General features: G+C 69.3%; 14 protein-coding genes. 4 read left to right on the plus strand and 10 right to left on the minus strand.

Translation table 11 applies throughout. From position 1 onward, the window contains the following. Positions 1–1,065, minus strand: a complete 1,065-nt coding sequence (locus tag HB662_RS10435) for a class I SAM-dependent methyltransferase (protein ID WP_168049669.1) — start codon at positions 1,063–1,065, stop codon at positions 1–3. 254 nt (positions 1,066–1,319) lie between these two features. Between HB662_RS10435 and HB662_RS10440 the strand changes: the two genes are divergently transcribed. Further along, the gene (locus HB662_RS10440) at positions 1,320–1,529 is read left to right on the plus strand and encodes a hypothetical protein (RefSeq protein ID WP_168049670.1); all 210 of its coding nucleotides are present in this window, start codon (positions 1,320–1,322) and stop codon (positions 1,527–1,529) included. A 2-nt stretch (positions 1,530–1,531) separates the two neighbouring features. Here the strand turns inward: HB662_RS10440 and HB662_RS10445 are convergent, their stop codons facing one another. Next, on the minus strand, positions 1,532–2,644 hold the full coding sequence (locus HB662_RS10445) for a glycosyltransferase family 4 protein (protein ID WP_342449484.1): 1,113 nt from the start codon (positions 2,642–2,644) through the stop codon (positions 1,532–1,534). A 160-nt stretch (positions 2,645–2,804) separates the two neighbouring features. Here HB662_RS10445 and HB662_RS10450 point away from each other — a divergent pair, with 160 nt between their 5' ends. Beyond that, a complete protein-coding gene (locus tag HB662_RS10450; protein WP_168049672.1) occupies positions 2,805–4,211 on the plus strand; it encodes a leucyl aminopeptidase family protein in 1,407 nt (468 codons plus the stop codon). Between the two features lie 172 nt (positions 4,212–4,383). After that, positions 4,384–4,767, plus strand: coding sequence for a MarR family winged helix-turn-helix transcriptional regulator (locus HB662_RS10455; RefSeq protein ID WP_168049673.1), 384 nt, complete (start codon positions 4,384–4,386; stop codon positions 4,765–4,767). Positions 4,768–4,880: 113 nt separating this feature from the next. Here the strand turns inward: HB662_RS10455 and HB662_RS10460 are convergent, their stop codons facing one another. The 8 genes from HB662_RS10460 to HB662_RS10495 all read right to left on the minus strand — a co-directional run bounded on the left by HB662_RS10460 (position 4,881) and on the right by HB662_RS10495 (position 13,518). Continuing rightward, the gene (locus tag HB662_RS10460) at positions 4,881–5,813 is read right to left on the minus strand and encodes a 2-hydroxyacid dehydrogenase (RefSeq protein ID WP_168049674.1); all 933 of its coding nucleotides are present in this window, start codon (positions 5,811–5,813) and stop codon (positions 4,881–4,883) included. Next, a complete protein-coding gene (locus HB662_RS10465) occupies positions 5,813–6,271 on the minus strand; it encodes a hypothetical protein (protein ID WP_245185569.1) in 459 nt (152 codons plus the stop codon). Before HB662_RS10465 ends, HB662_RS10460 begins: the two co-directional genes overlap by 1 nt. Then, entirely contained in the window at positions 6,268–7,881 is a 1,614-nt protein-coding gene (locus HB662_RS10470) for an ABC transporter ATP-binding protein (protein ID WP_168049675.1), read from the minus strand. The genes HB662_RS10465 and HB662_RS10470 overlap by 4 nt, the downstream gene beginning before the upstream one ends. Continuing rightward, positions 7,878–8,915: an ABC transporter permease gene (locus tag HB662_RS10475; protein ID WP_168049676.1), complete on the minus strand. Its 1,038-nt coding sequence runs from the start codon at positions 8,913–8,915 to the stop codon at positions 7,878–7,880. The genes HB662_RS10470 and HB662_RS10475 overlap by 4 nt, the downstream gene beginning before the upstream one ends. Next, complete coding sequence (locus tag HB662_RS10480; protein ID WP_168049677.1) at positions 8,912–10,024, minus strand: microcin C ABC transporter permease YejB; 1,113 nt, start codon at positions 10,022–10,024, stop codon at positions 8,912–8,914. Before HB662_RS10480 ends, HB662_RS10475 begins: the two co-directional genes overlap by 4 nt. Before the next feature lie 257 nt (positions 10,025–10,281). Further along, the gene (locus tag HB662_RS10485) at positions 10,282–12,153 is read right to left on the minus strand and encodes an extracellular solute-binding protein (RefSeq protein ID WP_245185570.1); all 1,872 of its coding nucleotides are present in this window, start codon (positions 12,151–12,153) and stop codon (positions 10,282–10,284) included. A gap of 43 nt (positions 12,154–12,196) precedes the next feature. Beyond that, positions 12,197–12,976, minus strand: coding sequence for a histidinol-phosphatase (gene hisN / locus HB662_RS10490; RefSeq protein ID WP_245185571.1), 780 nt, complete (start codon positions 12,974–12,976; stop codon positions 12,197–12,199). An 11-nt stretch (positions 12,977–12,987) separates the two neighbouring features. Then, entirely contained in the window at positions 12,988–13,518 is a 531-nt protein-coding gene (locus HB662_RS10495) for a c-type cytochrome (RefSeq protein WP_168049678.1), read from the minus strand. Positions 13,519–13,722: 204 nt separating this feature from the next. On the opposite strand from HB662_RS10495, the gene HB662_RS10500 reads away from it, so the two are divergent. Further along, positions 13,723–14,586 (plus strand): prephenate dehydratase, encoded by an 864-nt coding sequence (locus HB662_RS10500; protein ID WP_168049679.1) that lies wholly within the window; start codon positions 13,723–13,725, stop codon positions 14,584–14,586. Position 14,587: the final 1 nt, after the last annotated feature.

The following is a 14,587-nucleotide window of genomic DNA, read 5'->3' on the forward strand; positions in this document are numbered from 1 at the left end:
TCACCAGCCCAAGGGCAGCGGCTTGCGGCAGATCATCACGTCCTGGAACGAGAGATCATGCTGCGGCGGCAGCAATTCCAGCACCTCCAGGTAGCGGCCCCAGTTGCGGCGGGCGATCTCCGCCTTCCAGAAGGCCTGGCTGACGGCGATGTCGCCGTGGTGGAACCAGTCGGCATCCATCTCCGGCCGGTCCAGCATGCGGGCCGAATGCGCCCGCCGCACCCAGGCCTCCTCGCGCTGGCCGTGGTAGAAGGCCCAGGCATTCTCCGTGTGGATGGTCTGCACCAGCAGCCCGCCCGGCTTCAATACGCGCCGCAATTCCAGCAGCCACATATCCCAGAGATACTTGATGTGGGTGAAGACGCTGAAGCCGTAGATCACGTCGAGGCTGTTATCCTCGAAAGGCAGGTGCGGCTGCACCGTGCCGGTGGTCACCAGGTAGTCCTGCGGGAAATGCAGCCGCAGCCATTCGATCGGCCGGGCCTGGATGTCCACGCCATGCAGGCGCCAGCCCTGGGCACTGCGCTCCGCGTCGAAATGCCGCAGCACGCGGCCGGAGGAACAGCCGAAATCCAGCAGCGCCAGGTCCTGCCGCGGGCCGAGATGGCGGTCGATCGCCGCCCGCACCACCGCCGCATCCAGCGCGCCCATGTGCAGATACGCCGCATCGTCGGCCGGGTAGCCGAAGCGTTCCGCCGGCGCGGGCAGCGGCAGGGCCTCGCCCGGCACGACCACCGGCGGGTCGAAATGCGGCGGCAGGCTGTCCGGCTCGTAGTCGATCGGCTGGTGGAAGCCGAAGCGCGGCAGCACGGTGTATTCGGCGCGCACCATGGCGAGCGTCTGCTCGACCCGGGCATTGCCGTCTACGTGTTGCCGCTGCAGCACCTCGTCCAGCATGCGCTGGGCTGATTCCGCCTGCTGCTGCGCGGACAGCGCCTGCTGCTGCTCCGCATGCGCCTGCTGCTGCGCCAGGTCGCGTTCGCGGATGGCCGCATCGCGGCTTTCCTCGAGGCGCATGATCTGCGGGATGAAACGTGCCAGGGCGCGCAGAGCGGGGTGGCTCAAATGGGATTTTCCCTTGGGCTTCGACCGGCGGCGCCGGAAGGGGCTTCGGACCGGCGGCGCCGGAAGGATTCGGGCGATCTGGACAGCAGAAGCGCCCCGCGCACGCCACGCAACGCCCAATTGCAGCGATGACCCGCCTACGCCCTTTTTGTTGCATGACCGTTCCCGACGATCAAGCCGGGTGCCGCGGCTTGTCCCCGCCGCGCCCATGCGCCAGAAACGGGCCCTGGCTGCGTTGACGAGGATTGAGCCGAATGCTGCGGGCGATGCGGGCCGTCTGGTTCGCCGGTTTCACCTTCCTCGGGCTGCTGCTGCTGGGGGCGAGCTTTTGGCGCGCCCTGTTCGGCACGCTGGCGCTGCTGTCGCTGCGGCTCGCGCCGGTGCCGCCGCCGATCATCTATGGGCTCGGCGCCACCATCTTCGCCCTGGGCATCCTGCAATGGGCCACCGGCCTGCTGCACTGAATTCAGCGGGGCAGCCGCGCCAGCCCTGCCAGCAGCGCCGTGGCGGCTTCATCCCAATCCGATTCGGCCGCGCCGGCGCGCATGGCTTCCAGCCGCAGCGACGCCAGGCGCAGGGGGTCCATCAGCCCGGCCAGGGCCTCGGCCAGCGCCGGGGCTGAGACGGCCTCCGCCAGCACGCCGCCGGCACCGGGCCGCACCTGCTCCGCCAGGCCGCCGACCGGCGTGGCGACCACCGGCACGCCCATCGCCAGTGCCTGCGGCACCACGCCGGACTGGCTGGCCTCCCGATATGGCAGCACCACGGCATCCGCGGCGGCGAGCAGGGTGGGGATCTCATCCTCCGCCACCCAGCGCCGCTCCAGCCGCACGCCGGGCAGCGCGGCGAGGCCAGGGGCGCAGGCCTCCGCATCGCCTTCGCCGACCACGCGCAGACTGGCACCCGGATGCGCCTGGTGCAGCAGGCGGAAGGCATCGCGCAGCAGGTCGAGGCCCTTGTAGGTTCGCAAACGGCCGAAGAACAACAGGCGCAGCTCGCCCTTCCGGCCCGCCGGCGCCGGCCCCGCCGGAGCAGCCCCAAGCAGTGCGGGCAGCCGCATGCGGATCAGCGGCAGGGCCGGCGCGCGGGCAGCGAGCGCCGCCGCCACCTGGTCCGACAGCGCCACCGCCGCACGCGCCGCGCGCAGTTCCCGGCCCAGGCGCCAGTTCCAGCCCCAGGCGAAATCGCCCGGATGCGGCGTCGCATCATGCACCACCGGCACGAAGGCCGCGCCCGACCGGGCCAGCGAAGGCGCCACCAGCGGCGTCCATGTATGGGTCATGCCGGAGACGACGACATCCGCCTGCCGTGCCACGCTGGCAAGCTGCTGCGTCAGGGCAGGCAGGCGCAGCAGGCCGGTGGCGAAACCGGTCAGATCGCGATAGGTGTCCACGATGTGTATCGGAACGCTCAAAACACGAAATCGATCCAGTAATTCGCCCTGCGCCGAAACCGACAAGCTGAGTTGGACGCCGGGCCGTGCGGCCAGCGCCTGGGCAAGCCCGAGCGTGAATTGCGCGCCGCCACCGCGCCGCCCCCAGTACCACAGCAGGATCCGCATGGGCCGAGGCCCTAGCATCGGCCGCGCCGCGCCGGAAGCGGCACCTCGCACCCGGGCTGGACGCGGTAGAACCGCCGCCATTACAGCCTGTGGTTGTCGTTCGTTACCGTGCTAGCGTTCTCGTTGCAGACGCGACGCGCGACCCTCCTCTCTGCCTTCCGACCCGGGAATTGTTGCAATGGACTGCCTGACCCACGCCACGGATTCGACGCTTCCCCTGCGGGCCGTGCGGCCGGATGGGCTGGAGGCGCTGCTGGCGGGGCTGCCGCCGGCCAGTGCCGCCTGGCTGCGTGCCAGCGGCTTTACCGCCAAGGCGCAGGAATTGCGCCTGCTGCCCGGCCAGGCGGAACTGGGCGAGGCTGGCCTGGCCGGGGCCGTGCTCGGGCTGGGCGAGGATGCGGCCGCCGCTGCCAGCCCCTGGGCCTTCGGCGCACTGCCCTTCGCCCTGCCTGAAGATACCAGCTGGCGCATCGAGGGTGCGCCGGATGCGGAGGCGGCGACGCTCGGCTGGTGCCTCGGCGCCTACCGCTTCGCCGGGCTCAAATCGAAGCCGCAGCGCCGCGCCGCAAGGCTGGTGCCGGATGCGGGCACGGAGGCGGCGCAACAGCAGGCGGCGGCGATCTGGGCCGGGCGGGACCTGGTGAACCAGCCCGCCAATCACCTGGGCCCGGCCGAACTGGCCGAGGCGGTGCGCCGCCTGGCCGCCTCGCATGGCGCGGGCTTCGAGGACATTTCCGGCGCCGCGCTGGAACAGGGCTTTCCGGCCATCGCCGCCGTGGGCCAGGGCAGCCCGCGCGCGCCGCATGTCGCGATCCTGCGCTGGGAAGGTGCGGCGGATGGTCCGCTCATCGCCCTGTGCGGCAAGGGCGTGTGCTTCGACACCGGCGGACTGGACCTGAAGCCGGCCGCAGGCATGCTGCGGATGAAGAAGGACATGGGCGGCGCCGCCGCGATGATCGCGCTGGCCGACATGCTGATGCGCGCCGGCACGCCGATCCGCCTGCTGCTGCTCGTGGGTGCGGTGGAGAACAGCGTCTCCGGCACCGCATTCCGCCCGATGGACGTGATCCGCACGCGCAAGGGGCTGAGCGTCGAGATCGGCAATACGGATGCGGAAGGCCGCCTGGTGCTGGCGGACCTGCTGGCCTTCGCCGGGGAACAGAAGCCAGACCTGCTGCTGGACGCCGCGACATTGACCGGGGCCGCACGTGTCGCGCTTGGACCGGATCTGCCTGCGTTGTTCTCTGACGATGCAGAGCTCGCACAAAGTATTCTCTCTGCAGGAACAACAGTTCACGATGCGGTGTGGCAATTACCACTGATGAAAAATTACGTTTCTTGGCTGGACAGTTCAGTTGCGGACCTGAACAACGTCAGTTCGAAGCCAATGGCAGGATCTGTGGTAGCCGCTTTGTTTCTGCAACATTTTATACCAAGCGGTGTGCGCTGGGCGCATCTCGATCTCTATGCCTGGAACGACCAGACGCGACCTGGGCGTCCCGAGGGTGGGGAGATCCAATCTGCCCGCGCCTTGTTACGCGCCGTCACCGCGTTGGTTGCCTCAAGTCAGCCCTCAGGACGGTAACGAATTTGAGATGAAACGGGAACTTTCTGCCTCGCGGCGCTCTCACAAGGGGACGTCGGGACAGGACCTTTCGCAAAGCGGGCCGAAAGGAAGGCGCGGCCGAAGCCGCGCCGGCGCCGCGGTGAAACCGACCCAGGCCAGCCGCAAGCGTGACGAAGAAGGAATGGACAATATGGCCAATCAAGCGAATTCAGATCAGCTCGTCGGCATTCTCCGCGACACCGTCGTGGCGCTGGTCCGGCGTGACGGACCCGATCTGTCCGCCCGACAGCTCGGCGTCTTCCTGACCGTCTACCTGACGGACGGCCCGCACACGGTGCGCGGGCTGGCGGCGGAGCTGAATGTCTCCAAGCCCGCCATCACGCGCGCGCTGGACCGGCTCGGCGAGCTCGACCTGGCGCGCCGCAAGGTGGACCCGATGGATCGCCGCAGCGTCCTGGTGCAGCGCACCCTGAAGGGCGCGAGCTTCCTGCGCGACATGCGGAGCATCATGACGGCCGCGGAGCAGACGGCGCGGGAGACGGTGGTGCCCGAGGAAGCCCGCAAGGCGGGCTGACGTCTGGCCCGCCATCAGGCGGGCTGACGTTGGAGCCAGCAGCGAGGCCCCGGGTCGGGCTGCAGTCCGAAGCTGCAGGGAATCCCGCAGAGGGCCGACGGGTGTTCGCCGGTTCAGTAGCCGGCGCTGAAATCGACCAGGTTCAGCAAGGGCTGACCGGCACGGGCACGGCGGAGATTCTCCACCACCTGTGGCGCGGCACTCGCGGGAATGGTGATGCTGGCAGCATGCGGCGTCATCACCACGCGCGGATGCGCCCAGTAGGGATGCGCCTCCGGCAATGGCTCCGGACTGAACACGTCGAGCGCCGCGGCCGCGACCTGCCCAGTCTCCAGCGCCGCCAGCAGATCGGCATCGACCACATGCCCGCCCCGGGCACCGTTGATGACGAAGGCCCCGCGCGGCAACAGGCCGAGCAGCCGGGCGTCGATGACGCCGCGCGTCTCCGGCGTCAGCGGCAGCAGGCAGACCAGCATGCGCGCACGCGCCGCCATCGCGGCCAGGCCATCGGCGCCGTGGAAGGTCTCCACCCCTGCCACCTGCTTCGGCCGGCGCGACCAGCCGAGCACCGGAAAGCCGAGGCCGCGCAGCAGCCCGGCCGCATGGGTGCCGAGTTCGCCCAGGCCGAGGAAGCCCACGGGCGTTTCCGCCGTCACCGGCGCCGGCAGTTCCTCCCACACCCGGCCCTGCTGCTGGGCGCGATAGGCCAGATCCTGGCGGTGGAAGCGCAGCACGTTCAGCAGCACCCACTCGCCCATCTGCGTGGTCAGCATGCGGTCCACCAGGCGGGCCACCGGAATGCTGGGCGGCGGGCCGGGCGGGCGCAGCAGGTGATCCACTCCGGCGCCCATGGAGACGATCAGGCGGAGATTCGGGTAGCGCCGTAGCTCCGCCATGTCATGCGCAGTCCAGACCACCGCGGCCTCGATCGCTGCCGGGTCGCCGGCATCGGGGAACATGCGGATCTCCAGCGAGGGATCCACCGCCAGCAGCGCATCGCGCCACATCGCCATCGCGGCCGGCTTGGTCGAGAGCAGGACAGCCATCAGGCCGCATTCCCCTTGGTTTCACGGTAGACCAGCCGGGCAAAAGCGCGCCAATCGTCGCGCCGCGCCGCGGCGAATTTGCGCCCATCCGGCAATTCGGCATGCAGCGTCAGCACACCCTTTGCCCAGAGCGCGTCGAAATGCTCTTCCGATTGCAGCGCCCAATGGCTGGCGCGTTCGAAGACGCCGTCGCGGATGCGCGGCTGCACCTTCGCCAGCCACCACCAGCAGCCCACCGCCAGGATCGCCGCGCCGACATAGAAGTGGATCAGCGCGGTGCCGGCGAAGGAGGCGACGAGGATGCCGGCCGCCGGCCAGATGTTCTCGCCATGCCGGTATACCGGGCTGCCGGGCGAGTTCATCTTGCGGATATGCACGCCTAGCTTCACCTGCTGCGCGTCCAGCAGCAGGCGCAGCCGCTCCAGCGGCGGCAGCACCGCATCCTCCGCCTCGCTCATGTCCTTACGGCGCCCTCGCTGCCGGCGGTGGTCAGGTCGAAGGCCGCCGCCATCAGGGCGCGGGTGTAGGGTTGTTGCGGCGCCTCGACAACCGCCTGCGCCTCCCCTTCCTCCACCACGCGGCCATCCTTCAGCACGATGATGCGGTGGGCCAGCGCGCGGACCACGCGCAGGTCGTGGGAGATGAACAGGTAGGCCAGGCGATGCCGTGCCTGCAGGTCGCGCAGCAGATCCACCACCTGCGCCTGCACCGAGACATCCAGCGCGCTGGTCGGCTCATCCAGCACCACCAGCCGCGGCTTCAGCACCAGCGCGCGGGCGATGGCGATGCGCTGGCGCTGGCCGCCGCTGAATTCATGCGGGTAGCGGGCGAGCATGGTCGAATCCAGCCCCACCTCCTCCAGCGCCGCAGCGACGCGCCTTTCGGATTCCGCGGCCGAGAGGCTTTCATGCACGCGCAGGCCCTCGCCGACGATCTCCGCCACCGTCATGCGCGGCGACAGGCTGCCATAGGGATCCTGGAAGACGATCTGCATGCGCCGGCGCAGCGGTCGCAGCGCGGACCGGGACAGGGATTGGATCGGCGCGCCCTCGAAGTGGATCGGGCCCTCGCTGGTCTCCAGCCTCAGCAGCGCCAGGCCGAGCGTGGTCTTGCCGCTGCCGGATTCGCCGACCAGCCCCACCGTCTCACCTTCCCGGATGGCGACGGTGACGCCATCCACCGCCTTCACCAGCCCCACCGTGCGGCGCAGGATGCCGCGCTTGATCGGGAAATGGACTTTTATCTGTTCGCCCTGCAGCAGCAGCTTCGCGTCGGCCGCCACCGGGTCCGGCCGGCCGCGGGGTTCCGTCGCCAGCAGCATCTTCGTGTAGTCGTGCTGCGGATTGCGAAAAACCTCCGCCACCGTGCCGGCCTCCACCGCCTCGCCATGCCGCATCACCACCACGCGGTCGGCATGGCGGCGAACGATGGCCAGGTCGTGGGTGATCAGCAGCACGGCCATGGACAGGCGCCGCTTGAGGTCGGCCAGCAATTCCAGGATCTGCGCCTGGATCGTCACATCCAGCGCCGTGGTCGGTTCATCCGCGATCAGCAGCGCCGGATCATTGGCCAGCGCCACCGCGATCATCACCCGCTGCCGCTGGCCACCGGAGAGCTGGTGCGGATAGGCATTCAGCCGCGCCTCCGCCTGCGGGAAGCCGGCGCGGGTCAGCAATTCCACCACGCGCAGGCGCAGCGCCTCCCCACCCAGGTTGCGATGCAGCGTCACCGCCTCCGACACCTGGCGGCCCACGCTGTGCAGCGGGTTGAGCGAGGTCATCGGCTCCTGGAACACCATGCCGGCGACGCCGCCGCGCAGCCGGCGCAGATCCTCCCCCTTCGCGGTCAGCACGTCGGTGCCGTCCAGCGTGATGCGGCCCTGCGGGTTGTGACCCGCGCCGGCCAGCAGCCGCAGGCAGGACAAGGCGGTGACGGATTTGCCGCTGCCGCTTTCGCCGACCAGCGCCACCGTTTCCCCGCGCGCCGCGGTGAAGGACACGCCATGCACCACCGTCTTGGCGCCGAAGGCGACGGTGAGGTCCTGCACATCCAGCAAGGGCGCACTCATGTCCCGCCCCCCGGCAGCTTGCGCGGGTCGAAGGCATCGCGCACCGCCTCGCCCACGAAGATCAGCAGCGTCAGCATGCCGCCGAGCACAAAGAAGCCCGTCATCGCGAGCCAGGGCGCCTGCAGGTTGTTCTTGCCCTGGTTCACCAATTCGCCCAGCGAGGGCGAGCCCGGCGGCAGACCGAAGCCGAGAAAATCCAGGCTGGCCAGCACCGTGACGGACCCCGACAGGATGAAGGGTAGGAAGGTCAGCGTCGCCACCATGGCATTCGGCAGGATGTGCCGCGTCATCAGCGCCGTGTCGGAAACCCCCAGCGCCCGCGCCGCCCGCACGTAATCCAGGTTGCGCCCGCGCAGGAATTCCGCCCGCACCACGCCGGTCAGGCTCATCCAGGAGAACAGCAGAAGGAAGATCAGCAGGGTGAAGAAGCTTGGCTCCAGCACGCTGGCCAGGATGATCAGCAGGTAAAGCTGCGGCATGCCCGACCAGATCTCGATGAATCGCTGGAAGCCGAGATCGACCCAGCCACCGTAATACCCCTGCACCGCCCCCGCCGCGATGCCGACGATCGAGCTGACGATGGTCAGTGAGAAGCCGAACAGCACCGAAAGCCGGAAGCCATAGATCACCCGCGCCAGCACGTCCCGGCTCTGGTCATCCGTGCCCAGCCAGTTGCGCGTGGAGGGCGGCGCCGGGGATGGCTGGCCGACATCGCGCACCACCGAATCATGCCGGTAGGGCACCAGCGGCCAGACCGCCCAGCCGCCACGTTCCGCGAACTCGGCCTGGAGCGACGGGTCGTGCCAGTCCATCGTGATCGGCAGGCCATCCGGCAGCACGTCGCTTTCCGCATAGCCGCCGACCACCGCCGGAAACAGCCAGCGGTCATCGATCCGCGCCACCAGCGGCTTGTCGTTCGCCAGCAGCTCCGCGAACAGCGTCAGGACGAACAGGACCAGGAATATCCACATCGACCAGTAGCCGCGCCGGTTCGCCTTGAAGTTCGCAATGCGGCGTAGGGTGATGGGGGTCATCGGCGTGCTTCGAAGTCGATGCGCGGATCGACCACCGTGTACATGACGTCGCCAATGATCTGCAGGATCAGCCCCATCAGCGTGAAGATGTAGAGCGTGCCGAACATGATCGGGTAGTCGCGCCGGATCGCCGCCTCGAAGCCCAGCAGGCCCAGCCCATCCAGGCTGAAGACGATCTCCACCAGCAGCGCGCCGGTGAACAGGATGCTGATGAAGGCGGCCGGGAAGCCCGCGATGATCAGCAGCATCGCATTGCGGAACACATGGCCATACAGGATGCGGGTTTCCGAATTGCCCTTGGCCCGGGCGGTGACGACATACTGCTTGCCGATCTCATCGAGGAACGCATTCTTGGTCAGCATGGTCAGGCCCGCGAAGCCGCCGATCACCAGTGCCAGCGTCGGCAAGGCCATGTGCCAGGCATAGTCCAGCGCCCGCTGCCAGAAGGGCCACATCTCGCTGCCCGAACTCGCCAGGCCCCGCAGCGGAAACCACTGCAGGAAGGACCCGCCGGCGAAGAACACCACCAGCAGGATGGCAAACAGGAAGCCCGGAATCGCATAGCCCACCAGCACCACGCCACTGGTCCAGACATCGAAGCGCGTGCCGTCCTGCACCGCCTTGCGGATACCGAGCGGAATCGACACCAGATAGATGATCAGCGTCGACCACAGCCCGAGCGAAATGGACACCGGCATCTTCTCGATCACCAGATCCACCACCGGCTGGTCGCGAAACAGGCTCCGCCCGAAATCGAAGGTGAGATAGCCCCACATCATCTCGCCAAAGCGCACATGCGCCGGCTTGTCGAAGCCGAAGATCCGCTCGATCTCCGCCACGATCGCCGGGTCTAACCCGCGCGCCCCGCGATAGGTGCCAACCGGCCCGTCGCCCCCGCCTCCGCCCATTCCGGCACCACCCGGGGCCCGCGTCTCACCCTGCCCCTCCCCGGTCAGACGCCCCAGCGTCTGCCCCTCGCCCCGCAACTCGGCGAGCATCTGCTCCACCGGCCCACCCGGCGCGAACTGCACGACGGCGAAATTGATGAGGATGATGCCAAGCAAGGTCGGCACCACGAGCAGAAGCCTGCGGAAGATGTAGGCGGCCATGGGGGTGCGCTATGCGACCGCGGGGAGGGCGCTGCCCTCCCCACACCCCACCCGCAAAGGGCTTTGGCCCTTTGAACCCATGACCTTTGAGCAGGAAAGGAGAGGGGCCAGCGGAGGCGCCTGTTCGATGGTCGCTTCGGCCCCTCTCCTTTCCTGCTCAAGACTCTCGCGGTCCAGGGGCCCGAGGCCCCTGGCGGGGAGGTGCAGGAGGGGCAGCGCCCCTCCTGCAGGCCACAGGCGCAGCACCCCCATGGCCACTACAGCGTCCGCCGGGCGTCGCTCAGCGCACGGTCCTTGGCCGGGTCCACCCACCAGGTTTCGAGGCCGAGGCCGTAGCGCGGGTTGCGTTCGGGGCGGCCGAATTTGTCCCAGAAGGCGATGCGGAAGGTCCGGCTGTGCCAGTTGGGGATCATGAAGTTGTGCCACAGCAGCACGCGGTCCAGCGCGCGGGTGCGGGCGACGAGTTGCTCCCGGTCCGGCGCATTGATGACGAGTTCGACGAGTTCGTCGATCACCGGGTCGCTGATGCCGGCCACGTTCTGGCTGCCGTTTTCCCGCGCCTTGGCGGAGGAGAAGAAGTCGCGCTGTTCGTTGCCGGGGGACAGGGACTGGGGGATCACCTCGACGGTCATGTCGTAGTCGAAGGCGTCCATCCGCGTCTGGTACTGTGCCGGGTCCACGGTGCGGACGCGGACGGACATGCCGATGCGTTCCAGCGCCTGCACATAGGGCAGGGCGATGCGCTCGAAGGTGGCGCCCTGCAGCAGGATCTCGAATTCGAAGGGCTGGCCCTGCGGCCCGACCAGGCGGCGGTTCTGCACCCGCCAGCCGGCGGCCTGCAGCAGCCGGAGCGCGGTGCGGAGGCCTTCGCGGTTGTTGCCGGAGCCGTCGGTGACGGGAAGCTTGTATTCGGTCGTGAAAACCTCCTCCGGCACGCGGCCGCGGAAGGGCTCCAGCACGGCGAGTTCGGCGCCGCTCGGCAGGCCGGACGAAGCCAGTTCGGAGTTGGAGAAGTAGCTCTGCGTGCGCGTATAGCTGCCGTAGAACAGGTTGGCGTTCATCCACTCGAAGTCGAACAGCTCGATCAGCGCGCGGCGCACCCGGGCATCCTGGAACAGCGGCCGGCGCAGGTTCACGGCGAAGGCCTGCATGCCGGTAGGCAGTTCGTGGCGCAGTTCATCCTGCTTCGCCAGGCCGCGGCGCATGGCGGGGAAGTCGTAGCCCGTGGCCCAGTCGCGCGCGCTGTTTTCCGTGCGGAAGTCGATCTGGCCCGCCTTGAAGGCTTCCAGCGCGACGGTGGTGTCGCGGAAGTATTCGTAGCGCTGCACGTCCCAGTTCTGCGTGCCCTTCTGGCTGGGGATGTCCTTGGCCCACCAGTCCTGCACCCTTGTGTAGACCAGGCTGCGCCCGGCTTCGAAGCGCTCCAGCCGATAGGGGCCGGAGCCGAGCGGCGGGTCCAGCAGCGGCCGGGCGAAGTCGCGGCCTTCCCACCAATGCGCGGGCATGACGGGCATCTGGCCGAGGATCAGGCCGAGCTCGCGGTTCTCGTTGCTGCGGAAGCGGAAGGTCACGCGGCGGGGCGACTCGGCCACCACCTCCGTCACATCGCCCCAGTAGGACCGGAAGAAGGGCCGGCCATGGGTGCGCAGCGCGTTGAAGGTGAAGATCACATCGGCGGCGGTAACGGGGCGGCCATCATGGAAGCGCGCGGCGGGGTTGAGGTCGAAGCTGATCGAAAGGCGGTCCGCGGGCAGGTCGATCCATTGCGCGAGATAGGGGTATTCGGTGCTGGATTCATCCGGGCTATTGGCCAGCAGCGTGTCGTAGATCAGCGGAAGCCCGACGGCGGCGGTGCCGCGCAGGATGTACTGGTTGAAGCTGTCGAAGGAGCCGAGCGCGGTCAGCGCAAGCTCCCCGCCCTTCGGCGCGTCCGGGTTCACCCAGGGGAAGTGGGTGAAATCCGCCGGCAGGGCGGGCTGCCCCAGCAGCGACAACGCATGGGTGCGGATCGCCTGGCCGGGCGCGGCGGAGCCGCCGGCGGGCGTCACGGCATGCAGGGCGCCCGGCGCGAGGCCGAGGGCGGCGGAGAGGGTCAGCAGGTCGCGCCGGCGCATGGGATGGGTCTGCATGGCTGCTAGTTTGGGGGTTCCCCCCCGCCACCGCAACCGCGGCTCAGCCGGTCAGCAGGCCGGTCGCCTCCGGCAGCAGCGCGGCATCGCCCAGCGCCAATACGGTGCCGTCGCCATCCAGGCGCAGCGGCCGGCCGGCCCAATCGGTGCAGGTGCCGCCGGCACCCTCGATCACCGGCACCAGCGCGGCCCAGTCCCAGGGCTTCATGGTGGCGTCCACCACCGCATCCACCAGGCCCAGCGCCAGCAGGCCATAGGCGTAGCAATCACCGCCCCAGGTGGTACGGCGCGCGGCGGCCTTCACGGCGGCGAAGCGCGGCGCGGTCTCGGCGTCGAACATGTCCGGGGAGGTGCAGGAGAGTTCCGCCTCCGCCAGGCGGCCGCAGGGGCGGCAGCGCGGGGTGCCGCCGAAGCCGGAGCGGAAACGGGTGGGCTGGCCGGCGATGCCGATCCAGCGTTCGCCGGTGGTCGGCTGGTCGATCAGCCCGAGCACGGGCACGCCCCGGTGCAGCAGGCCGATCAGCGTGCCGAACAGGGGGCGGCCGGTGACGAAGGCGCGGGTGCCGTCGATCGGGTCGAGCACCCAGACCCATTCGGCGTCCGGGTTGCTGTCGCCGTATTCCTCACCGATCACGCCGTGTCCGGGGTGGCGTTCCGCCAGCAGCGCCCGGATGGCGCGTTCCGCCGCCCGGTCCGCTTCCGTGACCGGGCTGGCGTCGCCCTTGGCTTCCACCAGCAGGGCGGAGCGGAACAGCGGGCGGATGACGGCGCCCGCCGCCTCGGCGGCGGCTTCCGCCGTCGCCAGGAAGGCGCTTTCCGTCAACGTCCGGTCGCTCAGGGCAGCGGCGCCGGCTCGGCGGCCAGGGAACGGAGGAATGCGATGAGGTCCGCGCGCTGGTTGATGCTGGACATGCCGGCATAGGCCATGCGGGTGCCCGGGATGGCGGCGGAGGGACGCGTCAGGAACGCGTTCAGCGCCTCATAGTCCCAGGGCTGGTCATGCTTCGCGCGCATCGCCGCGGAGTAGTTGAAGCCCTCGACATGCGCATGCGGCCCATTCACCACGCCCCACAGGTTCGGCCCGACGCCATTCGGGCCGCCCTGCGTGAAGTTGTGGCAGGAGGCGCAGGCGCGCTGCGCGATCTGGCGACCGGTATCCGGGTTGGCGGCGGCCAGCAGCGGACCGATCGGCTGCGCCTCGACCGGCGCGGCCGGCGCGGCAGCCGGCTCCGGCGTCGCCACCGCGATCGCGCTGGTCTCCAGCCTGTGCGGGTGCACGATGGCACCGCCGACCACGCCGGCGACCATGAAGACCACCCCCGCGGTCAGGACCGCGGCGAACACCTTATTGACTTCCAGACTCATCCTGGAGTGCACCCTTCCGAAGCGCCGCTGAGGGCTGCCAAAAACCGGGCCACCGCACGGCCAGCATGAAACGCAGGTTCATGAACGACCTGGTGCGGCGGGCTTGCGCCGGTTCCGGCCTGCCGTAAAACCTGCCGGACAATATAGGCGCCGGCGGTTAACGACAACCCGTGCGGACGCCGCGTGCAGGACCTTCAGCACCCCATGCCCCAAGCCCCTTCCGGGATCATCGCCTTCCAGGGCCTGCCCGGCGCCTATTCCGACCTCGCCTGCCGCCAGGCCTATCCCGGCTGGACCACACTGCCCTGCGCTTCCTTCGAGGCGGCGATCGCGGCGGTGCGCGAGGGCCGCGCCGGGCTGGCCATGCTGCCCTGCGAGAATTCGCTGGCCGGCCGCGTGCCGGACATCCACCGCCTGCTGCCCGATAGCGGCCTGCATGTCGTGGGCGAGCATTTCGAACGGGTCGAGCATTGCCTGCTGGCCCCGAAGGGTGCCTCGATCGCCACGCTGAAGCGCGCCCACAGCCACCCGGTCGCGCTCGGCCAGGTGCTGAACCTGTTGCGGGACCTGAACCTGCAGCCCGTGATCGAGGCGGATACCGCCGGCGCGGCCAGCCTGATCGCGGAGCGCGGCGGGGTCGAGGATGCGGCCATCGCCAGCCAGCTGGCGGCCGAGATCTACGGCCTCGAGATCCTGCGGAAGAATGTCGAGGACGCGGCGCACAACACCACGCGCTTCTATGTCTGCTCCCTGACCCAGCTCGCGCCGCCCTTCGAGGCCGGCGACTGGGTGACCAGCTTCGTCTTCCGCGTCCGCAACATCCCGGCCGCGCTGTACAAGGCGCTGGGCGGCTTCGCGACCAATGGCGTGAACATGACCAAGCTGGAAAGCTACATGGTCGGCGGCGCCTTCACCGCCACGCAGTTCCTGGCCGATGTCGATGGCCGGCCGGACGAGCCGGGCCTGGCTCGGGCGCTGGAGGAGCTGTCCTACTTCTCGGCCGATCTCCGCATCCTCGGCACCTACCGCGCGCATCCGCTGCGGCTGGCGCAGCGCGAGGGGAACTGAG

It is taken from the genome of Falsiroseomonas frigidaquae (assembly GCF_012163145.1).
Lineage (GTDB): Bacteria > Pseudomonadota > Alphaproteobacteria > Acetobacterales > Acetobacteraceae > Falsiroseomonas > Falsiroseomonas frigidaquae.

What these genes read in the sequence shown, in the direction of transcription:
- HB662_RS10500 (WP_168049679.1), top strand. Translation starts at nt 13,723, where the DNA reads ATGCCCCAAGCCCCTTCCGGGATCATCGCCTTCCAGGGCCTGCCCGGC.
- HB662_RS10475 (WP_168049676.1), bottom strand. Translation starts at nt 8,915, where the DNA reads ATGACCCCCATCACCCTACGCCGCATTGCGAACTTCAAGGCGAACCGG.
- HB662_RS10465 (WP_245185569.1), bottom strand. Translation starts at nt 6,271, where the DNA reads ATGAGCGAGGCGGAGGATGCGGTGCTGCCGCCGCTGGAGCGGCTGCGC.
- HB662_RS10445 (WP_342449484.1), bottom strand. Translation starts at nt 2,644, where the DNA reads ATGCTAGGGCCTCGGCCCATGCGGATCCTGCTGTGGTACTGGGGGCGG.
- HB662_RS10440 (WP_168049670.1), top strand. Translation starts at nt 1,320, where the DNA reads ATGCTGCGGGCGATGCGGGCCGTCTGGTTCGCCGGTTTCACCTTCCTC.
- HB662_RS10485 (WP_245185570.1), bottom strand. Translation starts at nt 12,153, where the DNA reads ATGCAGACCCATCCCATGCGCCGGCGCGACCTGCTGACCCTCTCCGCC.
- HB662_RS10480 (WP_168049677.1), bottom strand. Translation starts at nt 10,024, where the DNA reads ATGGCCGCCTACATCTTCCGCAGGCTTCTGCTCGTGGTGCCGACCTTG.
- HB662_RS10450 (WP_168049672.1), top strand. Translation starts at nt 2,805, where the DNA reads ATGGACTGCCTGACCCACGCCACGGATTCGACGCTTCCCCTGCGGGCC.
- HB662_RS10460 (WP_168049674.1), bottom strand. Translation starts at nt 5,813, where the DNA reads ATGGCTGTCCTGCTCTCGACCAAGCCGGCCGCGATGGCGATGTGGCGC.
- HB662_RS10455 (WP_168049673.1), top strand. Translation starts at nt 4,384, where the DNA reads ATGGCCAATCAAGCGAATTCAGATCAGCTCGTCGGCATTCTCCGCGAC.
- HB662_RS10495 (WP_168049678.1), bottom strand. Translation starts at nt 13,518, where the DNA reads ATGAGTCTGGAAGTCAATAAGGTGTTCGCCGCGGTCCTGACCGCGGGG.
- HB662_RS10470 (WP_168049675.1), bottom strand. Translation starts at nt 7,881, where the DNA reads ATGAGTGCGCCCTTGCTGGATGTGCAGGACCTCACCGTCGCCTTCGGC.